Genomic DNA, 24,400 nt, shown 5'->3' with positions numbered 1-24,400 from the left:
CCTCCGTCACGGATTCAGTTTCAGGACGGCGCCTTCGACCGTATGCTCGGCGGTCGCCGACGACGTCACCGTCTTGCCGTTCACGCTGTGGGTGTTCGTGCCGGTCGATGCGACGTTGACGCCCTGTATCGTGATCGTGCCGTCGCTCTTCATCACGATGCTCGACATCCCGCAGACGAGCGAAAGCTGATCGCCGGCATTGACGAGCATCTGATGCTGTACGCTCATCGCGTGGTTCGCGCCGACGTTGACGGTGTGTTCGCCGCCGACCGTGTGCGTATGCGCGTTCGCGATCGTCGACGTACGCGTGCCGATCTCTTCGGTATGCGCCGACGCAACCAGCGTCTTCATGTCTTGCGACGTCGTCTGATACATCTGTCCGACGTTCAGCGTCTTGCCTTCCCCGATCGTTTCGGTCTTGGCTTTCGCAACCGTCTCGGTATGTATTCCACCAATGGTCGCGTCGCGATTCGCGGCGACCGTCACGGTTTCGTTCTTTCCGACCGTTCGCGTTCGATTCCCCCCCACCCCATGCGTCTCATCCGCCCCGATCTGCGCGACCCGATTCTTCCCGATATTCACCGTCTCGTTCTGCCCCACAATCCGTTGCCGGTTGTTCTTCACCTGCATCGTTTCATCGTTCCCGACCGTATGCGTATGGTTGTTCCCGACAGAAAGCGAATGATCGGCCTCCGTCTCCGCATCGAAATTCCGTTCCGCATGCATCCACAGCTGTTCCGCGCCCTTCTTGTCCTCGAACCGGAACGCATTCGCATGCTCGGTCGTCCCGCCCGGTGACGACCGCGACAGCATCCCGCTCTGCGTCGCACTCCCCGGCAGCCCCCACGGCGGCATCTTCTCGCCGTTATAAACGCGCCCCGTCACGATCGGCTCGTCTGGATCGCCATTCAGAAAATCGACCACCACCTCGTCGCCCACGCGCGGAATCTGCACGCCCCCGAACCCACCCCCGGCCCAAGGACTCGACACCCGCACCCAGCACGACGAATCCTGATTGCTCTGCCCGTACCGGTCCCACCGAAACTGCAGCTTCACGCGTCCGTACTGATCGGTCCAGATTTCCTCACCCGGCGGCCCGACGACGGTCGCCGTCTGCGGCCCATTGGTACGCGGCCGCGGCGTGTCGCGCGGTGACCGATAAGGCAAACTCGACGGCTGCACGAGCATCATCGTCTGATGCACGACGGCCTCCGCGCCCTGATCGCTCGCATAAGCGTTCTCCTGAAACCGGTACTGACACCGCACGATCAGGTACTCGCGGTTCTGGTCGGCGCGCGGGCAATGCTCCAGCGTGAACAGATACCCGGGCGCCACGCCACGCACATCGGTATCGGCATTCGCCCGCTCATGTTCGGCCTGCTGTTCCTCGAGCCTCACGCGGCTGTAATGCGCACCCGGCGCATCGTCGCGATAGCCGCCCGGCCATTCGAACGACGCGAAGCTATCGTGATCGTGACCGCGCGGATCGACCTTCTGCGACGAAAGATCGGCACGCGGCTTCGTATAGTCGTAGTCGGTGGTCTGATGCTTGCCGACGCTCACCTCCTGCGCGGGCAGCCAGCCGTCGATATGTTCCTCGTCGGCGATCGCGGTGCGGTCGCGCGGGATATACGGAATCGTCTCGTAGCCGGGCAGCGCGACATGCGACGACATCGCATCGCACAGCACGAGCGTGTGATTGTCTGTCGCGTGCCGAAAATAAAAATAGATCCCCTCGAATTCCATCAGCCGCGATACGAACGCGGCATCGGTTTCGTTGTACTGCACGCAGTACTGACGCGGCACATACGATTCGGTCAACTTGTTCTCGATCGGAAATCCATACGTCGACAGCACTTCCTGCACGATCTCCGGCACGGTCTTGTTCTGGAAGATCCGGCAGTCGGAGCGGCGCGTTGCGAGCCACAGCCATGGGCGTACGATCAACTCATAGCCGTAATGCCGCTCGGCGCGCCGGCCGGCGAGCGACGCGCGCGCGACGATGCCGTTCAGGTAGCGCGTCGACAGGTCCTGCTGTTCGATCCGGACTGTCACGGGTTTGCCGAGCATGTCCTTCAACGACAGGCTATGGCTGTCGGCCAGCGCCTCGATCCGGAATTCGAACAGCCGGCCGAGTTCCTCGCTGCCGTCGAGCGTATGGAATTTCAAATCGTCGCCGTGCGGGCTGTCGAGTGTGAAGACGCGATTCACGCCGTGGCCTCCTCGTCGAACCGGTAAACGAATTCGCCATCGGCCGCGCTCACCTTGATCGATGCCAGCGTGCGTCCTTCGAGCGTGGCCTCGAGGATCGCGCGGCTGATGCGCGGCATCACGGTATGCGTGAGGATCGCGTCGACCATGCGGCCGCCGGATTCGATCGTCCGGCAGCGCTCGACGATCAACGCGGTTGCCGCATCGGTGCAGCGCAACCGGATCCCGTGATGCGCGTCGATCCGCTTCTCGATCCGCCGCAGTTGCAGCGCGACGATCCGCGCGAGCGTCGCGTCGGTGAGCGGGTAATACGGCACGACGGTCAGCCGGCCGAGCAGCGCGGCCGGAAACACGTCGAGCAGCGGCGCGCGCAACGCATCGGCGAGCGTCTGCACGCCCGGCAGATGCTCGGGGTCGCGGCAAAGCTGCATCACGCGATCCGCGCCGACGTTCGACGTCAGCAGGATCACGGTATGCCGGAAATCGATGTCGCGCCCCTCGCCGTCCTCCATCCAGCCCTTGTCGAACACCTGGAAGAAAATCTCGTGCACGTCCCGATGTGCCTTCTCGATCTCGTCGAGCAGCACGACGCTGTACGGCCGGCGGCGCACGGCCTCCGTGAGTACACCGCCCTGCCCGTAGCCGACATAGCCCGGTGGCGCACCCTTCAGCGTCGACACGGTATGCGCTTCCTGGAACTCGCTCATGTTGATCGTGATCGCGTTGTGCTCGCCGCCGTACAGCGTGTCGGCGAGCGCGAGCGCGGTCTCGGTCTTGCCGACGCCGGACGGCCCGCACAGCAGGAACACGCCGTGCGGCTTGGTCGGATCGTCGAGCTTCGCGCGTGCAGTCTGGATCCGCTCGGCGATCAGTTCGACCGCATGCCGCTGGCCGACGACGCGTTCGCCGAGCGTATCGGCGAGCTTCAGCACGGCCTGCGTTTCATCGCGCACCATCCGGCCGAGCGGAATGCCGGTCCAGTCGGCGACGACGGCCGCCACCGCGTGCGTATCGACGGCGGGCAGCACGAGCGGCGCGTCGCCCTGCAGATCGGCCAGCGCCTGTTGCGCGGCAGCGAGACGGGCCTGCGCGGCGGCGCGCGCGTCCGCATCGAGCTCATGCGACGGATCGTCGTCGAGCAATAAAGCACGCGCGTCGACGATCGTCGTCAACGCGTCGCGTTCGGTTTGCCAGCGCGCATCGAGCCGGTCGAGTTCAGTCTGTGCGGCGGCAATGTCGGTATCGATCGCGTCGCGCCGCTCGGCATCGCCGGTGCCGAGCGCACACTCGCGCCCGATTCGCTCCTGTTCGACGCGCAGGCTGTCGATGCGGCGGCGCGCGTCCTCGATCGGCGCGGGCACCGCGTGCTGGCTGACGGCGACGCGCGCGCAGGCCGTATCGAGCAGGCTGATCGCCTTGTCCGGCAACTGACGTGCGGGGATGTACCGGTGCGATAGCGTGACGGCGGCCTGCAGCGCGTCGTCGAGCACGAGCACGCGGTGGTGAGCCTCGAGCTTCGCGGCGAGGCCGCGCAGCATGGTCAGCGCGGCGGCTTCCTCCGGCTCGTGCACGTGGACGAGCTGAAAGCGCCGCGTCAGCGCCGGATCCTTCTCGATGTACTGCTTGTACTCGGACCACGTGGTCGCGCCGATCGTGCGCAGCAAGCCGCGCGCGAGCGCGGGCTTCAGCAGGTTCGCGGCGTCGCCGGTGCCGGCCGCCCCGCCGGCGCCGACGAGCGTATGCACTTCGTCGATGAACAGGATCGCCGGCCGTTCGGACGACATCGCTTCGTCGATCACGCCGCGCAGCCGGCTCTCGAACTCGCCCTTCACGCTCGCACCGGCCTGCAGCAACCCGATGTCGAGCAGGTACAGCGCGACGTCGCGCAGCGAAGGCGGCACGTCGCCGGCGGCGATCCGTAGCGCGAAGCCTTCCGCGACGGCGGTCTTGCCAACGCCGGCCTCGCCGACCAGCAGCGGATTGTTCTGACGGCGCCGCAGCAGGATGTCGACGATCTGACGGATCTCGGCATCGCGCCCGACGACGGCGTCGATCTCGCCGGCCCGCGCGCGGGCGGTCAGGTCGACGGCGAAGCGCGCGAGCGCCGAACCGTCGGCGGCGGGCGTACCTCGCGCGGCTGCGTCGCCGCCGATGCCTGCCTGCGAACCCTGTGCCGCCGATTGCGTCTCGGGCGAGCCATCGACGATCGATTCGAGTTCGTCGGCGAGCACGTCGGGCACGATGCGCTCGAATTCGCGCGTGATCGCCACCAGCACGTTGCGCAACTGCGGCGTCTTCAGGATCGCGAGCAGCAGCACGGCGCCGCGAATGCGTGTCGCGTCGTATTTCAGCGTCGCATAGACCCATGCGCGTTCGACCGCGTCGTCGATGTGCACGGACAGGTCGGACACTGATCCGGCGCCGCGCGGCAGCCGGTCGAGCGCCGCGACGAGCCCGCGCTCGATGGCCGCCGCATCGATGTCGAAGCGGCGCAGCACGCGCTGCAGGTCGCCGTCGGGCCGCTGCAGGATCTGCTTGAACCAGTGCGCGAGCTCGACGTACGGATTGCCGCGCAGCCGGCAGAATCCAGTCGCCTGCTCGAGCGTCTCGTAGAGGAACGGATTCAGTTTTCCGAACAGGTTGACGCGGCCGATATCGGACATGACGGCTCCCGTTTAGGCGGTTTCGCGATGAAGGGGCGTGCCGCCGCGCCGCACGTCATAGCGGACGACGAGGTCGCGCGCGGGCCCCGGTTCGAGCCGCTGCCCAAGCCAGGCGGTGCGGCCGATGCCCTGCGGCGCGCCGAGCGCGATCGCCGGCACGGCATCGGCCGCCAGTTCGAGCTGCACGTCCCAGTCGAATTCGATGCCGACGTATTCGCGCACCCACTGCGCGAGCTGGCGCGCGTGCGGCCCGCCCGGCAGGAAGCGGCGGTACGCGTCGAGCGACAGCGGGCCGAGCACGATCCGGAAGCGCGACTGCGCGTCGCGCACCGCCACGCCGAGCGCGACGGCGCCGACGCGCAAGGTCGGCCGCGTCGCGCGGATCGTGCAGCGCTGCGAGCGCTCGATCGCGACCCATTGCGGCACGTGCTCGACGATGCGCGCATCGATGCCGAAATACCGGCGCACGATCTGCACGAGTCCTTCCGGGTTGCGCGTGTGCCGCACGAGATGGCCCGCGTGGCAATAAAGCGCATGCGGCGCGAGCATGTCGGCGGACGTGCGTTCCGCATCGGCCTGCGCGGCCGGCCTGTCGCCATGCGCCGCCCGCCCGACCAGGCTCGCGATATAGCCGTCGAACCGTGCGCGCTCGGGGCGATCGAGGCTCACCGTCGGCTGCGCGTCGGCCCATGCGCGGTAGAACAGCAGGATCAGCCGGTGATGGAACAGGTCGGCGAACGCGGCAAACGTCGGGTCGTCGTGCTGGGCCGCGCGCTCGTGCGCGTATTCGGTCAGGTGCGTCGGCAACGGCCCGTTCGGGCCGAACAGCCCGAAACCGTGGATCGCGATGCGCGGCCGCGCGGCGCCGTCGTCATGAATGTCGGCCAGCATCGACGCCGCGAATGCGAGCGACGGCTGCTGCCCGAGCCGCACGGGCTCGTCGCGCGGCCGCGCGGCATGGCCGAGCGGCGCGCGGCCGGGCGACAGCGCATCGAGCCAGCGCAGCGCCTGGAACAGGTCGTAGCCGTGCGGCGCGGCACGCAGCCGCGCCCACCACGCGTCGTGGCGCGCGGTTTCGGCGGCCGGCCGAGTGCCGGGTGACGTGTCGCGTTTCATATCGCGGGCCGCCTGCCGATGCGCGCCGGCCAGTGCGCGAGCGTGCCGCGCTGCGCGCTGGTCAGCACGCATTCGGCGAATGCGTTGATCGATACATGACGCGCGAAGAACTGTTCGAGTACCGCGCCGAGCAGGAACGGGCTGTCGCCGGAGAACGCGTGATCGTCGACGGTCACGTCGACCTGCACGCCGCGCCCGAACATCAGCGGCCCGAGCGCCGGCAGGCGTCGGAACACGGGCGAGAACGCGACGCGCTGCACGCCGTCGATCTGCCGGCGCATCGCCGCGTCGGCCGGGTCGGCATGCAGGCCGAGCAGTTCGCGCAGCGCATGCGCGCCCTCGTCGTCGTCGAGATCGGTCAGCGTGTGCCGAGCGAGCCCGAGGTGGCGGATCAGCCGCCACGCGGTCTGCGCGTCGGCGATCGGCGGGCGCGGCCGCGACGGGCCGCGGATCGCGACGATGCGCTCGACCGGAGCCGATACGCGCAGCGTGAACGTATTCGCGTCGCCGGGCGGCTGCAGCAGCACGAGATCGCGGTTCGTGCACAGCGTATCGGCGGACAGGTAGCGCATCGTCTCGTCGTACGGCGCGCACTGGCTGTCGACGAGCGACACGTAGGTCTCGCTGCCGACGTAGCCGGTGCGCGTGCCGTTCGCGCGCGCCTGCGCGGACACCAGCCGCGGCTCGCGCCGCACCGTGTAGTACGCGCCGTAGTTGCCGTCGTCGCCGGCGAACGATGCGTGAAACGGCCGGAATTCGCGCGACTGGCCGTCGTCGCGCTGCTCGCTCGCGAGCCGCTGCACCGCATAGACCTCGAAGTCGAGCGGCCGGCTGCGGTCGACGACGACATGATGCTCGCGCGCGCCGGGCTGCAGCGGAATGCGGTCGGCGCGGCGCGCGAACAGGTTCACGGCCGGCGTGCAGTTCAGCGCGAGGTGGCGCGCGTCGACGGCCGCTTCGAGCGCCGCATCGTGGCGGTCGAACAGCACGGTCAGCTCGCACTCGTCGCCGGTCGCGCGTGCCAGCGCCGCGCGCAGCCCGCCGATGCTGAAGAACAGGAAGCGCGCCGGAAACGCGAAATACTCGCGCAGCAGCCGGTAGCCGTGGAAGCTGCGGCCGTCGTCGGGCAGGATCGCCTGGGCCGGATCGAAGCCCTCGTGGACGATCGCGTCGGCGTCGAGCGTATGCAGCCAGCGCGGCGGCTGCCCCGGGTCGTGACACACGACGCCGAGCGTATGCGCGGCGAGCAGTTCGAGCAGATGCAGCGCGTCGCGTTCGGGGCCGGCGAGATGGAACGTCAGCCGGTCGAGCGGCAATTGCGAGAGTTTGGTGCCGCCGCGCGCCTTCAGCCGGATCCGCAGCGCGCCGCGCACGTCCTGCCGCGCCGCGACGGAGCCACGCGGCAGCCACGACGGTGCGCCGGTAACGGCCGCATCGGTCAGTTCGAGCGGCCACAGCGTCAGGTCGTGCGCGGTACGGAACTCGCACGCGGTCTGCTCGGACGCGGCCGGTCGCGCGCGCAACGCGGTGCCGGCCGGCAGCCGCCAGCCTTGCGCCAGGCTGCCTTCGTTCATCATCGGCGCGAACCGCACGATCGCCATCGACGGCAGCGGCGCGACATAGCCGGGATACACGGCATCGAGCAGTGCCTGCGTGAAGCGCGGAAATTCGGCGTCCATCTTCAGCTGCACGCGCGCGGTGAGGAAGCTGAAGCCCTCGAGCAACCGTTCGACGTACGGGTCGGGTGGCCCCGATTCGGTGAGCCGCAGTCGCGCGGCGACCTTCGGGAACTGCTGCGCGAATTCGCCGCCGAGTTCACGCAGGTACGCGAGTTCGCGGTTGTAGTAGTCGAGCAGGCGCGTATCCATCGCGTCAGGCCCCCGTCGCGGCTTGAAGCGACATCGCGCCCGTCTCGAGATCGAGGTCGGAGCGCAGCACGAATTCGAGCGGATGCGGGATCGACCACAGCGTGCCGCGGATCTCGAACAGCAGCACGTTGTGGCGCCGTTCGCCGGCCCGGCCGCCGGGCGCGTCGATCACGCTGCGCACTTCGACGCTGTCGGCCACGATGCGCGGCTCGAAGCGGACGATCGCATCGCGGATCGACGCCTCGACCGACATCCGCTCGACGCCTGACATCGGCTTGCCGACCAGCGGCCGCATGCCGTAGTTGAGCACCGATGCCTGCGCGTGCGCGAACGCCGACCAGTCGACGAAGCCGTCCTCGGCGTTGCGCGTGTTGAGCAGCCAAGCGAGATCGCGCAGCACGGCCGCGCGCAGGCGCTCGGTGCCGATCCACTGCGCGCCGTGCGCTTCGGTCGCGCGCTGCGGCGCGTCGTCGGTGAGCCGGTCGAGCAGCGCGGGCTGCAGCCGGTCGCGCAGGTTGCCCTCCCGGCCGTCGCGGGTTTGCGGGTCGTCCATGGTCGTCTCCGCGCCGTCACATCTCGCTGTTTTCCTTGATGTTCCAGCCGACCGTCACCTCGGCGCCCTTGCCGCCGTTGTCGTTCTGCTGCCAGTACTGCTTCTTCACCTTCGCGGCCTGGAAGCCGTAGTGCATCATCAGCCGGTCGGCCGCGTCGCCCGGATCGACGCCCGCGACCTGCGCGGCCGTGACGAGCACTTCCTGCAGCGTCACGCGCATGAACTCGACCTGCGTGCCGCCCGTCTTGCACGCCGAGATCTCGACCGACGACAGGTGCTTGCCGTTCGCGCAGTTCTTGATGATCGCGGGCGCGCCCTTGTCCATGTACGCGGCGACGACGAGGTCGTTGAAGCTCGCCTTGCCCGCGTTGCCGCCGCTGCCGCTCGCCATCGCGCCCGGCTGGCTTGCGCCCCACGTGAACGACTGGATATCGGTCCAGCCCTTGTGCTGCGCGTCGGCCGATTCGCCGGTCACGCCGTCCACCTTCATAAACATTGCCACGCCCATTGCCGTCTCCGTTTCGGTGCGATGTCAGGTTGAATGCCGGTTGCCGCTCACTCGTTCGCCGCCTTCGCGGTCGGCAGCCGCGAGATGAGCCGCAGCGACACGGTGAGCCCTTCGAGCTGGTAGTGCGGTCTCAGGAAGAATTTCGACGTGTAGTAGCCGGGGTTGTCCTCCACCTCCTCGACGACCACCTGCGCGGCCGCGAGCGGCTTGCGCGCCTTGGTTTCCTGCGACGAGTTCACGGGGTCGCCGTCGACGTAGTTCATGATCCAGTCGTTCAGCCAGCGCTCCATGTCGTCGCGTTCGCGGAACGAGCCGATCTTGTCGCGCACGATGCACTTCAGGTAGTGCGCGAAGCGGCAGCATGCGAACAGGTACGGCAGGCGGCCGGACAACCGCGCGTTCGCGGTCGCGTCGGGGTCGTGATACTCGGCCGGCTGGTACAGCGACTGCGCGCCGATGAATGCCGCGAAATCCGAGTTCTTCCGGTGCACGAACGGCATGAAGCCGTTCTTCGCGAGCTCGGCCTCGCGGCGGTCGCTGATCGCGATCTCGGTCGGGCATTTCTGGTCGACGCCGCCGTCGTCGGTCGGGAACGTGTGGCTCGGCAGCCCTTCGACCGCCCCGCCCGATTCGACGCCGCGGATCGACGAACACCAGCCGTACTGCTTGAACGAACGGTTGATGTTCGCAGCCATCGCATAGGCCGAATTCGCCCACGTATAGCGGTCGTGGTTCGCGGCGTCGGTGTCCTCCTCGAAGTCGAATTCGTCGACCGGGTTGGTGCGCGCGCCGTACGGCAGCCGGGCCAGAAAGCGCGGCATCGCAAGGCCGACGTAGCGCGAATCCTCCGACTGCCGCAGGCTGCGCCACGCGGCGTATTCGGTGTTCTGGAAGATCTTCGTCAGGTCGCGCGGGTTCGACAGCTCCTGCCACGAATCCATCTGCATCAGCTCCGGCGACGCGCCGGCGATGAACGGCGCGTGCGCGGCCGCCGCGATCTTCGACAGTTCGCCGAGCATCTCGACGTCGGGCGGGCTGTGGTTGAAGTGAAAATCGCCGACGAGGCAGCCGAACGGCTCGCCGCCGAACTGCCCGTATTCCTCCTCGTAGATCTTGCGGAACAGCGGGCTCTGGTCCCACGCGACGCCCTTGTAGCGCTTCAGCATCCGTGCGACCTCGTTGCGCGACGCCGGCAGCGCCTTGATCTTCAGCAACTCGTCGGTCTCGGTGTGCGTGACCAGGTAATGCAGGCCGCGCCACGCGCCTTCGAGCGTCTGGAATTCGTCGTGATGCAGGATCTGGTTGATTTGCTCGGACAGCTTCCGGTCGATCTCCGCGATGATCTGCTTGACGCTGCCGTACGCGTCGGTCGTCATCCCGACCGTATGCTCGAGCGCCTGCTGCGCGAGCGTGCGCACTGCCCGCTCGACCGACTCGCGCGCCTCGGCGGTCTTCGGCTTGAATTCCTTCTGCAGCAGCGCGGCGAACGCGTCGTGTGCGATCTCGGGCTGCGCGGCGGCGCGCGCATCGGCGCGGGATTGGGCAGGGTCATTCATCGCGGGCCTCCGGTTGGGTCGCGTTGCCGCCCTGCGCGGGCTCGCGCGGTTCGCGCACGAGCGTCTTCAGCAGGTCGGGATCGTTGATCGCGCGCTCGATCAGCTGTTCGGCGCCGTGTTTGCCGTCCATGTACGACAGCAGGTTCGACAGCTCGGTGCGCGCCTCCAGCAGCCGACGCAGCGCGTCGACGTTGCGCGCGATCGCGGCCGGCGAGAAATCGTCGATCTGCTCGAACGTCATGTCGACGTTGAGCATCCCTTCGCCGGTCAGCGTATTCGGCACCTGGAACGCGACGCGCGGCGCGACCGACTTCATCCGCTCGTCGAAGTTGTCGACGTCGATCTCGAGAAACTTGCGCTCGGGCAGGTCCGGCAGCGGCTCGGCCCGCTTGCCCGCCAGGTCCGAGATCACGCCCATCACGAACGGCAACTGCACCTTGCGCTCGGCGCCGTAGGTCTCGACGTCGTACTCGATCTGCACGCGCGGCGCCCGATTGCGCGCGATGAACTTCTGTCCGCTGCCAGCCGCCTTGGTTCTGTCCGTCATCGTCCACTCCTTCACATCGATCAGATTGCGCTGTACGTCGTCGCCGCCCGCGTGGCGGCCCCTTTCGTTCGCTTCGTTCGCTTCATTCGCTCCGCTCGCCGCTCAACAGGTCCAGCTTCGGCAGGCTCTCCGGAGCGAGATCTCGGATGATTTCGTAGAAGTCGAGCGCGAGCAGCCGCTGCGCGCGCCGCAGCAGCAGCGGCGCCGGATGGCTCGGCTCGTGCAGCTCGAAATAGCGGCACATCTTGTCGAGGCCAATTCGCACGTCGTCGCGGCTCGTGACCTCGGCGTCGCGCCATGCATGGACGTTCGGCATGGCCGCCGGCGCGGCGGGTGCGGCGCCGGCCTGCGACGCGTCGCCGGACGACGCCTGTTGCGCGGGCACCGTGCCGCCCGGTGCGCCCGGTTGCGGCTCGGGCAGCGGCACGTCGCGCACGATCCGCTGCAACGCCTTCTCCGCATCGCCGGCATCGGGCGCCCATTCGCGGCCGAGCCGGTCCGTCACGCACGCACGGATCGCGTCCAGCGCGTGCAACGCGGCGCGCGCTGCGTCGAGCGGCGTCGTGCCGTCGTCTCGCGTGGCCGACAGCGCGGCGATCAGGCTTTCGCGGCTGCCCGTCACGGGGTCGCCGGTTTCGCCGCGGCCATCGAGCAGCCGTTCGGCATCGCGCACGCTCGGGCCGCCGTCGAACAGCGGCTGGCGGCGTGCCGCGCGTGCGCAGTCGTGTGCGCCGGCCACGTCGGCGAGCGCGTTCATCCGCGGCGTCGGGTCCGGTTCGCCGTCCGCGTCGAGCCGCGGATGCAGGTCGTCCCATCGGCGATCGAGTAGGTTCGCGACGACCACGAGCGCGTCTGCATAGCCGGGAATGCCGTGCTGCTCGGTCCAGCTGCGCGCGAGCGTCGCGACGACGCGCAGGTCCTTCGTGCGCGCGGACAGCGCCAGCGCGAGCCGCTCGACCGCGCGCCAGTCGGGCGCCTCGGCCGGGATCACGGTGTCGCCGTACTGCTGCTCGGCGCGCGGCGTCGCGCGCTCCTGCAACTGCAGGAACTCGGCGTCGTATTCGAGGTTCGGGCCGCACGACGCATCGGGCGCGAGATCCGCGAGCAGCAGGCCGATCAAGTCGGCACGCGGCGTCGCCGCCGGCACGCCGGGCGGCGACGCGGAAAGCGCGGCGGCGGCCAGGGCCGCCTGGCTGACGTCATTCGAATGCATAGTCGATATTGATCGGTTTGCTGCCGAAGTCGACCGCCAGGGTGCGACGCAACGGCGGCAGCGAGCCGTTGCGGATCTCGATCTGATAGACACCCGGCGTCAACGACACCGAGCGCAACGGCGGGCTCGCGCCGCGCCGCGCGCCGTTCACGTAGACGTCGCCCCATGGCCGCACGTTGAAACGCACCTGGACGGTTTCCTGTGTTTTCGGCGGACGTTGCTCGGCAGCCGGCACGTTGACGGCGGCGACGGCGGTCTCGGCCTCCGTCGGCGGCTTCGGTGCAGGGGCCGGCGTCATCGGTGGCGCGGCAGCGTCCGACGGCGGCACGTTGACGACGCGTTCCGACGCGTCGAGGCTGCCGGCGGGCGCGATGGTGGCGCTGGAACCGGCTTGCGACGGGGCCGGGTTCGTGACGGCGGTCGCGACCTGCGGTGCGGTGGCGGCCTCGACGGCAGGCGCGCTGGCCGGCGCGGCGGCGACGGGCGGCGGCGGAACCTGCGCCGACGATCCGGCCGGCAGGCTCGACGGCGGCACGACGGTCGGCATCGGTCCGTGCTGGGCCAGCATGGCGTCCGGCGTGCTGGCTGGTGATGATGTGCCGGCCTGTGGCTGGCTCGCGGCGGGCGGGGCCTCGTCGGCGACGCGAGCGGGACGCGACAGATAGGTCGCGGCGAGGCCGACGGCGATCAGCGCGACGAGCGCGGCTCCGGCGTAGACGGGGATGCGGCGGTTGCGTGATGCGGCGGGTGCCGGGCCGCGTTGGGGGCCGGTCGGCGCGAATGCGCCGCCTGAAGACGATGCCGATGCCGATGCGGACGATGCGCCGGGCTCCGGCTTGCTGTCGGTCGCCTGCGACGAAGCAGCCGGCGAATCCGGCGGTGCCGACACCTCGCCCGCGCGCGCGGGCGGCGGCGCGCTGATCGAGGCCGCGGCAGCAGCCGACGCGGTACCGGACGCAGCAGAAGCCGCGCCCTTCTCTTCCCCGCCCCTGTCCGCATCGACGGCCGGCGGCACGACCGCCGCGCCATACCCTGCGCCCGCCCGGTCGAAGTCCCGCAACCCGAGCTCCGCCGCGAACGTCACGACCGACTCCGGCCGATCCGGAATCCGCAACTGCAGCGCATGATCGACCGCCGCGAGGAATGCCGGGCTGTACACCTCGCCGGCCGGCAATTCGCGCGATACGAGCGGCCGGTACGTGTCCTTGATGCTGCGCACCACGGCCGCGGGCGGCAATTCGCCGGTGATCATCGCGTGCATCACCGCACCGAGCGCATAGAGATCCGTCCACGGCCCCTGGCTGAACGCGGGATCGTCGGTGTACTGCTCGATCGGCGCGTAGCCGGGCTTGATCATCATCGCGCCGTCGTCGACGAGATCGCCGATCCGTTTGCGCGCCGCGCCGAAATCGAGCAGGATCGCGCTGCCGTTCGGGCGGATCAGCACGTTGTCGAGCGCGACGTCGCGATGGAAGCATTGCGCGCGATGCAGCGTGTCGAGCGCACCCAGCAGCGCGGCGACGATGTTGCGCAACTGCGTCTCGCTGATCCGCATGCCGCCGTCGAGCAGTTGCTTGAGCGTGCGCCCTTCGTAGAACGGCATCACCATGTACGCGGTGCCGTGGCTTTCCCAGAAGTGCAGGACCTTGACGAGCCCCGGATGATCGAATTGCGCGAGCAGGCGCGCCTCGTTGAGGAACGCGCCGCGTCCCGCGTCGAACGCCTGCGCGAACCGCTCGGACCGCAGCGATACGGTGTAGTCGCCGCCGCGCGTCGCGAGCATCGACGGCATGTACTCTTTGATCGCGACGGCGCGCCGCAACGTGCGGTCGAACGCGCGATAGACGATCCCGAAACCGCCGATTCCCAGCACCTCGTCGAGCTGCAGTTCGCCCAGGCGGTGGCCGAGCGGCAGCGGCCGCACCGCGAATTCGGATGCGTCGCCGCGGGTCGCCGTGTCGTACTCGTTGTCTCTCGATCCAGGGTCCTTCATGTCCACCTCTCGAAACCGCATCCCGTCTGCCCGCCGCGCCCGCCGACCGTCAGCCGGTGGCTAGCCGCCGCCGAACAGCGTCAGGAACAGCGCGTTGTCGGGCGTGCCCGTATGGGCATGCGTGCGCAGCGGTGATCCGTCGGCGCGGTTGGTCCACCAGAAGCTGGTGCCGCCGTGCGGATCGAAATAGCCGGACAGCCCCGGCCACGCGGCGAGCGCCGGCCGCTCCGGCAGCGTCCCAGGCGCCGCATCGATGATTTCAGCGCGCCTGCCGTTGCCGGGCGCGAGCCGCACGCGTTCGAGCGTCCGCTCGAGATCGCCCGGCGCGCGCGCATGGCGGATCGCGTCGAGCAGCGCATGGCCGACCTGCCAGTAGAACGCATCGGCGGCGTCCGGCAGCCCGTTCCAGTAATCGGCCGCGCGCATCGGCAGCGTGACGATCACCGGGTAGTAGCGCCCCACGCGGTCGCAGCTCGGCGCGAGGCAGCCCGGCTGCACGCACGACGCGCCGGCGCCCGCCGGGATCAGGAAATTCCAGACCGGCGCGACCGTGTAGTGGCGCTCGATCTCGTTCGCGCCGCGCTGGCGCATCGCGGCCATCCCTTGCTGGAGCCAGCGTTCCCACCAGAGCGCGAGCGCATGCGGCAGCCGGCTGTTCACGAAGTCGCCGGCGCCGGGAATCTTCCCGTACCAGGCCGGCGCGTCGCCGTCGGCGCGCGCGAGCGGCGATGTCGGGCTCATGGCTTCGGAGGGCATGTAAAGGACTCCATCTGGGGCAGCCGGAATGGGTTGCGGACACTGCCCGCATTCACCTGCAGCACGATCGGTTTGCCGTCGACCGTGAAGCGCGCAATCATCTGGTCGGAGCCGCGCCCGGCCGACACGGCCGCGCGGTCGAACAGCCGGTGCAGCGCCCACGGCCCGTCGGTCGAGAAACCGTCGGTCGCGCCGGCCTGCGCCGACACCTGCAGCCGCACCTGGTTGCTGCCGCGCGGGCCCGGCCAGTCCACCGCGCTCTGCACGAGCGGGCCATGCGCGTAGCGGACGATCTGCCCGTCGACGTCCAGCACCATCTCGGTGATCGACGGGTCCATTTCGAGCGGCTGGATCTGCACCTTCAGCTGCGCGGTGCGCGCCCCGCCGCTGAAATAGGCGTCGCGGATCACCGCGGCCTTCTCGAACGACGCGAGCATCGCGGCCGCCGACGCATCGGCGTCCGCATTGCGGTTCGCGAAACGCCACGGGTGCGACGTCGTATCGACGATCGACTGCAGGTTCTTCTGGAAGAAATCGTCCATCAGCCCGCCCGGGGCGAACATCTGCGCGAAGTCCGCCGGCGCGACGTCGCGCGACGAGCCTCGCGCGAACGGATAGCGGCCCGCGATCGCCTGCCGGCAGAAGTCGCCGACGTTCGCACCGGCCCGCAGCGCGACGCTACGCTGCTCGACGGTCGCGACGCTGCCGTTCGCGACGTTCGACAGGTCGTCGAGCACTTCGCGGAACGGCGTCGGCAGGCGGCCGGCCTGCGCGCGCAGCCGCGCGGGCGCGTCGGACGGCGGCGGTTGCGCGCCGCTGCGCAGCGCGTCGTCGGTGGCCGTCAGGTAGGTATACAGCGCGTCGATCGACTTCAGCACCGCGTCGAACGCCTGGGCCTGGTCGCCGCTGCCCGGCGCGAACACGCGCAACCCGGCGAAGTGGCTGTCGACCACCTGCTCGGGGCTCGCGGGCGCCGCCGCGGACGGGTTCGCTTCGCTGGCCTGGCCCGCGAAGATCTGCGACAGCGAACTGCGCGCCTCGTCGACCTTGTCCTGCGCGCGCGACGCGAGATTGCGCGCCCCGCCGGGCGCATCGCCGAGCGCCGTGTCGCGCGCGAGCGCGACCATCAGCCGGGTGAGCGGCGAATCGGCCGACGACAGCGCGCGCGCGACCTGGATGCTCTGCGCGAGCGTCGCCGTGCGCTGCAGCTTGATGTCCGCGAGATAGTCGTCCCAGATCTTCAGGTAGTCGTTCAGGTAGAGCTGGCGGATGTCGCGCGCCCACGCGGCCGCGTCGTTCGGCCCGGGGATCTCGGACAGCCCGAGATTCAGCACCCACACTTCCTCGCGCCCGTACGCCTCGACCTCGCCGCCCAGGCGCGGCGCGAACACGTTGCGATAGCCGTTGCGCGTATAGAGGCCCGGCACGCCTTCCGCCAGCGGCTTGCCGCTCTGGCGGCGGAACACCAGCGACGCATCGGGGCCGACCGCGCGCGCGACGCTGAAGTCGAACGCCGACGTCGCCGGCCGCAGCGTACGCGTGAGCTGCCGGTACAGCCGCTGCGAGAACGGCACCTGCCGCAGCCGGTCGCGCACGTCGGCCACGAGCCGCTCGTTCATCGGATACGGCGACACCGCGACGCGGTTGCCGAACAGCGCGGCGAGATGCGCGCGCAGCGCGGATCGTTCGGCCGGCGAGAAATCGGGCGGCAGCGAGCGCTCCATTTCCAGATCGACGACGGCCTGCACGAACGCCGGATCGTAGTGCGCGCTGTCGTACAGCATCAGGTACGCCTTCAGCGCCGCATACGCGTATTCGGTTTCGTCGGGCCGCGCGTCGCGCAGCGCGGCCTCCATCCGGCTCGCGGCGATCGGCAGCAGCACGTCGTCGAGCGCGCGCCGGTACACGGCGTCGACGGCCTCGTCGATCTTCTCGCCCTGGAACAGCCCCCACCGATACGCGAGCGGCGGATGCGACAGGTCGACGCCGCCCGCATTCGCGAGGCTGCCGAGCGCGTCGAGCACGGGCAGCAGCCGGGCGATGTCGGACGCGTCGGAGAACTTCGCGCCGGCGATCTGCGCATCGACAGCCGGCACGCGCGCGGCGATCTGGTCGAGATACGCGCGGTTGTTCGAATAACTGCGCAGCCACGCGACCAGCACGGCCACGCACACCAGCGCGAGCAGCACGTAGCCGGCGATCTGCAGTACGCGCCGCTTCTGATGCCAGCGCAGGTCGCTGCCGGCGAGCGCCGATTCGCGGAAGATGTGCTCCTGCAGCAGCGCCTTCAGGAAGAAGCTGCGCCCGGTCGAGCCGACCTGCGCGACCGGAGGCACGCCCTCGATCTTCAGGAAGCGCTTGATGCCGCTCATTACGCGATCGAACGCGGTGCCTTCCTGCGTGCCGCTCGTCAGGTAGATGCCGCGCAGCATCGGCATCGGCTCGAAGCTCGATACGGAAAACACTTCGGCGACGAACTGGCCGAGCATGTCCTGCAGGTCGGCGATCTGCTGCGGCAGCAGGTACGTCATTTCGCGCTGGCGCGCGTCGGTCTGCGCGGCGAGCAGCTCGGGCAGCCCGTCGTTCAGCCGCTGATGCAGCAGCCGGTATTCGCGGTCGAATGCTGCACGCAGGTCGAAGCCCGGCGCCTCGCTCTGCGCGAGCGGGAACGTGAAGCCCCACACCTGCGCGCATTCCGCGCGGCCGTAGGCGCCGAAATACTCGGCGAAGCCCGCGAGCAGGTCGGCTTTCGTCACGAGCAGATACACGGGAAAACGGATGCCGAGCTGCGCGCGCAGTTCGAGCAGCCGCTTGCGCAGCACCATCGCGTGCTGCGTGCGTTCGGCTTCCGACGCGCCGAGCAGGTCGGCGACGCTGATCGTCAGCATCGCGCCGTTCAGCGGCTGGCGTGTGCGGTATTTCTTCAGCAGGTCGACGAAGCCCTTCCACTCGGCCTCGTCGAGCGCGCGGTTGCCCTCGTGGGTCGTATAGCGGCCGGCCGTGTCGATCAACACCGCGTCGTTCGTGAACCACCAGTCGCAATGGCGCGTGCCGCCCACGCCGCGAATCGCCGCGCGGCCGAACTGCTCGGCGAGCGGAAAGCTGAGCCCGGAATTCATGAGCGCGGTCGTCTTGCCCGACCCCGGCGCCCCGATGAACACGTACCACGGCAACTGATACAGATACTGGCGCGACATCCGGTCGAACCAGCGCGGCAGGCCCTTGCGCACGGTGTCGGCCTGCCCGAAGCGAACTTTCTTCAGCAACGTCGCGGCTTCGTCGAAGCGGCTGCGCAACTCGTCGAGCTGCGCCTTCGCCGGATCGCCGGCGGTGGCCGGCCCCGGCGCGGCTTCGCGAAGCTGGTTCAGCAGTTGTGCGTTGAGGCGGCTGGCGCGCCAGCTTCGCCACGCGACCCGCGCGCCCCACGCGACGAACAGCACCGCGATCGTCAGCCCGCGCGCCCAGCCGCTTTCGAGCGGCCGGACCTCGGCGAACGCGAACAGCGGGCCCGCGAGCCACACGAAGCACGCGAGCACGACGAGACCGGCGAAGGTCCAGATCTCCCGAGACGGCAACGGCCGGACGAAACGCGCGACAGCCTGGTTCATGTCAGTTGGCCCCTTGCGTCGCGCCGACGGCGGCGCTGCCGGGCGCTGGCAGCAGCGTGATCTCGACGCGCCGGTTCAGCGCGCGGTTCGCGGGCGAATCGTTCGGCGCGACCGGGTCGAGCGTGCCGCGCCCTTCCGCCGCGAGCCGCTCCGGACGGTCGAGCCGCGCGGCGATCATGCTGCGCACGGCTTCCGCGCGTTCGCGCGACAAATCCCAGTTCGACGCGAAGCGCGCCGTATGCACCGGCGTGTCGTCGGTATAGCCGGTCACGCGCACGTTGCCCGGCACCTTGTTCAGCGCATCGGCGACCCGCGCGAGCACCGGCGCGTAGCGGTCTATCACCGACGTCGAGCCGGACTTGAACAGCCCGTCGCCGCGCAGCACGATCACGCTGCGATCGGCGGCGTCGCGCACCGACACGAGGCCGGCCGCGATTTCGGGTGCCAGGAATTTCGCGATGCGCGGCGCGGGCGCCGGGCGCGGCGGCGCCTGCGCGGGCTGCAGCTTCGGCACGTGCAGCGCGTCGATCGACGCGAACAGTCGATCCGAATGCCCGGCGAGCGCGATGCGCAGCCCGACGAACACGCCGAAGCCGATCAGCAGCGCGAGCGCGACGCACACCCACAGCGGCACGACGAAACGGCGCGCGACGTCGCGCGTGACGACGTCGCGCCAGTGCGGCGACAGCGCGGGTTCGAATTCGCCGCGCACCGAGCGGATCGTCTGTGCGAGCTGCCGGCGCAACGCATCGAGCTGCGCGTGGCCGTTGTCGAGCACGCGATAGCGGCCCTCGAAGCCCAGCGCGAGACAGAAATACAGCAGCTCGAGCAGGTCGAGATGCTGGCGCGGCTGCTGCGACAGGCGTTCGAGCAGGTGGAAGAACTTCTCGCCGCCCCACGTCTCGTTGTGGAACGACACGAGCAGGCTGTGCGACGACCACACGCTGCCGCCCCACGGCGTCAGCGCGGCCGCCTCGTCGAGCGCCGTGCACAGGCAGTAGCGCGCACCGATGATCGCTTCGGACGGCACGCCGGCCTCCTGCGCGCGCGCCTCGAACTGCCGGATCTCGACGACGAGATGCTCGCGCAGCCATGCCGGATTCGGATGATGGACGGTCGAGCGGATCTGCGGCACCAGATTGAGCAGCGGGTTCGCGGCCGCGACGAGCGGGTTCGTGCCGCTCGCGGCCCAGCGGCCCGGCTGCGGCTGCATGGTCGTCGGTCCCATGCCGGGCGCGCCGGATGCGGCCGGATGCATGCCGCCCGGATTCGGCGGCACGAATCCGCCGGCGCCGGCGGAGATCGAATCGGAGGAAGAATTCATCGCGATGCCCGCCCTCACCCGCGTATCGCCCAGAACTCCATCGAGAGCCCCGGGAATTCGCCTGCGAAATGAAATGCGAGACCGCCGGAGCGCGCCAGCTGCTTCCACAGGTCGCTGCCCTTGTCGATCTCGAAGTACGTATGACCCGCGTGATACGGGATCTGCCGCGGTGCGACCGGCAACTGGCGCATCGTGATGCCCGGCAGCTGCAACTGCACGAGATCGCGGATCCGCTCGACCGGCCCGAGCTTCGCCTGCGCGGGAAAGCGGGTGCGCAGGCTGTCGGCCGGCACGTCCGCGCGCACCGCGAGCACGAAGCCGGCCGTGTCGCGCAGTACTGGATCGGCGAGCGTCGCGACGCGGATGCCGTTGCCCGCATCGCGCAGCTCGATCTGGATCGCATTCTGTTCGAGCACGGTCGACAACGACCGCCGCAGTTCCGTCATCAGTTCCGCGAAGCTCGTGCGCAGGTCGTCGTGGACGTAAACCGCCAGCGACTGCGGACGCCGGCCGGCCGCCGTGAACGTGCTGAGGTCGCACGCGAGCTTCAGCCAGTCGCAGAATAGCGTTTCCGGGTGCGTCGAAACATGCTGCTGCGTATGCCAGGTCAGCGCGAGATAGCGATTCACCAACTGCAGCAGCAGGAAATCCGCGACTTCCGACACGCCGCCGCGCCCCGGCTCCGACAGCCGTTCCGCGAGCGCCTCGCTGCGCTGCGTGAGCAACCCGTGCAGCTCGCGCGCATAGGCCAGCAACACGGCATCGCGCTGCGCGACGAGCCGCGGCGGAATGTAGCCGTCGTCGACGAGCAGCCGCGCGTCGGTGCGCCGCTCGACGATCCGCGCGACGCCGAGCGCATGCCAGTCGCCGGTCAATTCGGCTTCGAGCATCAGCCGCACGTTCAGGCGCCCCGTCTGCAGCAGCGCGGGGCCGAGCGCGACCGCGTTCGCGTCGGCCACTTCGTATTCGCGCACGACGTAGCGTGCGACGTCCGCGTTGCCGTTTCCGGCATTTCCGACGATTGTGCCGTTCGCGGCGCCGGCGCCTGCGCCGAACGACACCTCCTCGCCGCCACCGCGCCACAGCGGCAGCGCGAGCACGACGAGCTGGTCCTTCGCGTCGGCCGGCAGGTCGAGCGGTGCAGGGAGATCGTCGGGATGCGACAGGTCGAACGGCGTGCCGTCGCGCATCACGCCCGACGCGGTGCGCAGCGCGACCTTGCCGAACGCCAGTTGCTCGCGATCGATTTCCAGCGTGTCGAAGCCCCAGTAGAAGCCTTGCAGCGGCAGGCAGCGCAGCGCGACGTAGCGCTCCCAGTGCCGTTCGAGCTGCTGGAAATGCTGCGGCCGCAGAAACATGCCCTCGGTCCACACCACGCGCTGGCGCAGTGCCGCGACCGGCGTCGCGGACATCGTCGGTTCGGTCATGAGCGCCCCCGCGCGTCGTTCAGTGCGATGCCGCCGTTCCTGACCGAGATCGACAGCTTCAACTCGCCCGGAGACGTCTGCCAGAACTTGTAGAGATTAAGCTGCTTCGCGCGCGGCAGCGGCACCGTCAACCGCCAGCGGTTCTTCTCGAGCACGCGGTATTCGGCGATCACGCCGATCGCGCCGGCCTCGACATTGCCGCGATAGTGCAGCGTGCGCGAGTCGCCCGGCCGCAGGATCACGCGGTCGGTGCCGAGCAGGTCGGCGCCGAGCACGTTCTCGGGCTTGTCCTGCAGCGAGAAGAAATCCGCGCTGTCGAACGCCGACGCGGCACGGAGCTGGAATACCTTCAGCACGATCGGCGATGGCTTGCGATTCATGTCAGGGTTGACGTCGGGCGCGACGTCCACCGTGATCGCATACGGCACCGCCGCGGCGTGCTCCGTCGCCCCACACCCCGGAAACAGCAGCACGCATCCCCATACGATGAAACTGCTCGACCGCCATTGCATATTCCACCCTCGCGACCCAATAGCCATTCGCCGGTTTTCGAGAACTGAACCGGATGATCGGATTAAAAAGGGACAATTAATCGACCGTAATTGCGTACCTTGCTTGTCCTTACATTAAAATTCGTGCGGCAAATTATTCCCGTAAAAAGCCGGGTCGGATCACCCAGGGTTTGTGAAGTTGATTTGGCGAAATGACAGGTAATTGAATTGGGATTGATCACTAAACTGAAAAATTTAACCCGACCGGTTCGCCATGGCGGCCCGGTTCTATTGCGTGGATACCTGTCGGATAGGCTCGGGGCACAAGCCGACCGCCCGCCGGGCAAGGAATGCTCGGCGACGCTGATGATGTCCCAGGCTATTCGCGCAGCCCGAACGGATGGCCCGTTTTTTCATGCATTGACGCGCGTTGGCCAAACAACAGACGAATCCGAAAAACACAGCGAACTATAGGTTCGTTTTTTTGGATTCACAAGGGCTTAAGTTCGTAGTCGATTTAGCATTCAAGTGAAATCGAATCGACCAATTGAAACAAAACGTAACAGCAACATCGACCCCGATGATTGGCACTAGAATCCAACAGCGCGTGTGTGCCCCTTCCAATTACGCAAATTATTTATTTCAATAATGAAAGGCCGTTCGTCGATCGTTCTTTTCCTCGGCGCGTTGTTGCTGGGAGCCGGCGGGTGCAGCACGTCCCCGACGCAGTCGGCCGCGCGCGCGACGGTCGACAGCGCGCGCGCCGCATACGACACCGGCGACTACGGGCGCACGATCGCGCTGCTGAGCCGCGCGAAGGAGATCGACGGCGCCGACACCGACACGCAGATCACCGCGCACAAGCTCCTCGCGTTCAGCTATTGCGTGACCAACCGCGTCGCGCCGTGCCGCGCCGAGTTCTCGAAGATTCTCGACCTCAACCCGCGCTTCGACTTGTCCCCCGCCGAGAAGGGGCATCCGATCTGGGGGCCTGCGTTCGAATTCGCGCGCCGCAGACATGCGTCGTCATCCTGAACGAACCGGTTTCCACGCGAGCGCTTCATCCACCGAGCGACGTATGACATGCAACTGATCGTGATCGAACATGCCGGCGAGCCGGTCGAAAACGACTCTTACGACGCCGTCGTGTTTCATCCGCCCGGCGGCACCATCGGCCGGGCCAGCGACAACCATCTGGTGCTGCGCGACGACACGCGGCAGATTTCGCGGCTGCAGGCGCTGCTGCAAGTCGGCGACGACGCGTGCCTGCTGAAGAACCTGAGCAGCGTCTCGACGATCGAGGTGAACCGCGAGGCGGTCGGCTATGCGCAGGAGCGGCAGCTCAATACCGGCGACATCATCCGCATCGGGCCGTACGTGCTGCGGGCGGAACGCGACGATGGCGGCGACGCCTCGGTCATCGACATGGCGCCCGATCCCGGTGTGCGCGTCGACATGCGGGGTGCGTCGACGGCCGCCATTCCGCCCCCCTCGCCCCCGCCTTTGCGCGACGACGCGAAAGGCGCCGGCAATCGGCTATGGGGGCTGCTCCAGGATCGCCTCGCCCCGCGCGGCAAGACATCGGACGCCGGCACACGGCCGGGCGGCCCGGCACGCGCGGCCCCGGCGCAGCCGACGAACCGCACCGTGCAGGCCGAACCACCCGTGCCGTCGCAACGCGACCTGAATCAGCTGTCGACCGATCCGCTCGACCTGTTCGCGCAGTCGTCGGGCGATCTCGGCGTGTCGGGCGCGGCGCCGTCGGTCGATCGCGGCAATGCGGATCGCGACGTGCCGTCCTCGGCGCAGGCCGACCACGCGCCCGAATGGACGCAGCACGTGCGCGTGCAGCCGGCGGCCGCGCGTGCCGAAGCGCGGCCGGCCGACGAACCGGCGCAGCATGCCGCGCACGCGCCGGTGCCGCCGACGCCCGATGAACTGCTGAACGCGTTCTTCGAAGGCGCGGGGCTCGATACGGCCGCCGAATCGCATCAGTGGTCGGCCGAACAGCTGTACATCGCGGGCCAGTTGCTTGCGCTGTTCGCGAACGGCACGGTCGAGCTGCTGTCGTCGCGCAGCATCCTGAAGCGCGAGGTGAAGGCGCACATGACGATGCTGCTCGATCGCGAGAACAACCCGCTGAAGCTGCTGCCGGACGGCGGCGCCGTGCTGCGGCAGATGTTCGGCCTGCCGCTGCCGGGCTTCATGTCGCCGCAAAGCGCGGTCAGCGATGCGTTCCAGGATCTGCACGCGCACCAGATCGGCATGGTCGCCGGGATGCGCGCCGCGTTGATGGATCTGCTGACGCGTTTTTCGCCGCAACGGCTGCGCGAGCGCGACGATGCGATGCGCTGGTACGAGAAGCGCGTGCCCGCGCTGTACAAGGCGAGGATGTGGGATCGCTACGCGGCGACCCATCGCGATACGGTGTTCGCGATCGAAGACGATTTCGCGTCGGTGTTCGGCAAGGCGTTCCTGGCGGCTTACGATGCGGAAGTCGAGAGTTATCGGGGGAGCGGCCGGCATTGAAGGGGCGGATGCCGGCCGCATCGCATGGGTCTGTGCG

Annotated in this window: 17 protein-coding genes; 2 read left to right on the top strand and 15 right to left on the bottom strand. The window is 68.7% G+C overall.

Features of this window, described 5'->3' with window-relative positions; genetic code table 11:
* Nucleotides 1-6: 6 nt before the first annotated feature.
* The 15 genes from tssI to tssJ form a co-directional block, all read right to left on the bottom strand.
* On the bottom strand, nt 7-2,211 hold the full coding sequence (tssI, locus tag CFB46_RS26285) for a type VI secretion system tip protein TssI/VgrG (protein ID WP_089501770.1): 2,205 nt from the start codon (nt 2,209-2,211) through the stop codon (nt 7-9).
* Nucleotides 2,208-4,874, bottom strand: coding sequence for a type VI secretion system ATPase TssH (gene tssH, locus CFB46_RS26280; RefSeq protein ID WP_089501769.1), 2,667 nt, complete (start codon nt 4,872-4,874; stop codon nt 2,208-2,210). Before tssH ends, tssI begins: the two co-directional genes overlap by 4 nt.
* Nucleotides 4,875-4,886: 12 nt before the next feature.
* Nucleotides 4,887-5,990 carry a type VI secretion system baseplate subunit TssG gene (tssG, locus tag CFB46_RS26275; protein WP_143751666.1) on the bottom strand — a complete coding sequence of 368 codons (1,104 nt, stop codon included), beginning with the start codon at nt 5,988-5,990 and terminating at the stop codon, nt 4,887-4,889.
* Nucleotides 5,987-7,858 (bottom strand): type VI secretion system baseplate subunit TssF, encoded by a 1,872-nt coding sequence (gene tssF, locus CFB46_RS26270; RefSeq protein ID WP_089501767.1) that lies wholly within the window; start codon nt 7,856-7,858, stop codon nt 5,987-5,989. The genes tssG and tssF overlap by 4 nt, the downstream gene beginning before the upstream one ends.
* 4 nt (nt 7,859-7,862) lie before the next feature.
* Nucleotides 7,863-8,411: a type VI secretion system baseplate subunit TssE gene (gene tssE / locus CFB46_RS26265; RefSeq protein ID WP_089501766.1), complete on the bottom strand. Its 549-nt coding sequence runs from the start codon at nt 8,409-8,411 to the stop codon at nt 7,863-7,865.
* A gap of 16 nt (nt 8,412-8,427) precedes the next feature.
* On the bottom strand, nt 8,428-8,919 hold the full coding sequence (locus CFB46_RS26260; protein WP_027783058.1) for an Hcp family type VI secretion system effector: 492 nt from the start codon (nt 8,917-8,919) through the stop codon (nt 8,428-8,430).
* Between the two features lie 47 nt (nt 8,920-8,966).
* Entirely contained in the window at nt 8,967-10,475 is a 1,509-nt protein-coding gene (gene tssC, locus CFB46_RS26255; RefSeq protein ID WP_027783057.1) for a type VI secretion system contractile sheath large subunit, read from the bottom strand.
* A complete protein-coding gene (tssB, locus tag CFB46_RS26250; RefSeq protein WP_089502362.1) occupies nt 10,468-11,022 on the bottom strand; it encodes a type VI secretion system contractile sheath small subunit in 555 nt (184 codons plus the stop codon). The genes tssC and tssB overlap by 8 nt, the downstream gene beginning before the upstream one ends.
* 82 nt (nt 11,023-11,104) lie before the next feature.
* On the bottom strand, nt 11,105-12,235 hold the full coding sequence (tssA, locus tag CFB46_RS26245; RefSeq protein ID WP_089501765.1) for a type VI secretion system protein TssA: 1,131 nt from the start codon (nt 12,233-12,235) through the stop codon (nt 11,105-11,107).
* The gene (locus tag CFB46_RS26240; RefSeq protein WP_089501764.1) at nt 12,222-14,228 is read right to left on the bottom strand and encodes a serine/threonine protein kinase; all 2,007 of its coding nucleotides are present in this window, start codon (nt 14,226-14,228) and stop codon (nt 12,222-12,224) included. The genes tssA and CFB46_RS26240 overlap by 14 nt, the downstream gene beginning before the upstream one ends.
* Nucleotides 14,229-14,288: 60 nt before the next feature.
* Entirely contained in the window at nt 14,289-14,984 is a 696-nt protein-coding gene (gene tagF / locus CFB46_RS26235) for a type VI secretion system-associated protein TagF (RefSeq protein WP_089501763.1), read from the bottom strand.
* The gene (gene tssM / locus CFB46_RS26230; RefSeq protein ID WP_089501762.1) at nt 14,966-18,592 is read right to left on the bottom strand and encodes a type VI secretion system membrane subunit TssM; all 3,627 of its coding nucleotides are present in this window, start codon (nt 18,590-18,592) and stop codon (nt 14,966-14,968) included. The genes tagF and tssM overlap by 19 nt, the downstream gene beginning before the upstream one ends.
* A 1-nt stretch (nt 18,593) precedes the next feature.
* Nucleotides 18,594-19,916, bottom strand: coding sequence for a DotU family type VI secretion system protein (locus tag CFB46_RS26225; RefSeq protein ID WP_089501761.1), 1,323 nt, complete (start codon nt 19,914-19,916; stop codon nt 18,594-18,596).
* A gap of 14 nt (nt 19,917-19,930) precedes the next feature.
* Nucleotides 19,931-21,343 carry a type VI secretion system baseplate subunit TssK gene (gene tssK / locus CFB46_RS26220; RefSeq protein ID WP_089501760.1) on the bottom strand — a complete coding sequence of 471 codons (1,413 nt, stop codon included), beginning with the start codon at nt 21,341-21,343 and terminating at the stop codon, nt 19,931-19,933.
* Nucleotides 21,340-21,855 carry a type VI secretion system lipoprotein TssJ gene (gene tssJ / locus CFB46_RS26215; protein WP_027783050.1) on the bottom strand — a complete coding sequence of 172 codons (516 nt, stop codon included), beginning with the start codon at nt 21,853-21,855 and terminating at the stop codon, nt 21,340-21,342. Before tssJ ends, tssK begins: the two co-directional genes overlap by 4 nt.
* Nucleotides 21,856-22,482: 627 nt before the next feature.
* Between tssJ and CFB46_RS26210 the strand changes: the two genes are divergently transcribed.
* Together CFB46_RS26210 and tagH are read left to right on the top strand one after the other, a co-directional pair.
* Nucleotides 22,483-22,869 carry a TssQ family T6SS-associated lipoprotein gene (locus tag CFB46_RS26210; protein WP_089501759.1) on the top strand — a complete coding sequence of 129 codons (387 nt, stop codon included), beginning with the start codon at nt 22,483-22,485 and terminating at the stop codon, nt 22,867-22,869.
* Nucleotides 22,870-22,917: 48 nt separating this feature from the next.
* On the top strand, nt 22,918-24,363 hold the full coding sequence (gene tagH / locus CFB46_RS26205) for a type VI secretion system-associated FHA domain protein TagH (protein WP_089501758.1): 1,446 nt from the start codon (nt 22,918-22,920) through the stop codon (nt 24,361-24,363).
* The last annotated feature ends 37 nt before the right edge of the window (nt 24,364-24,400 follow it).

The organism is Burkholderia sp. HI2761 (assembly GCF_002223355.1).
Lineage (GTDB): Bacteria > Pseudomonadota > Gammaproteobacteria > Burkholderiales > Burkholderiaceae > Burkholderia.
This window is presented reverse-complemented; position numbering and strand designations above follow the sequence as displayed.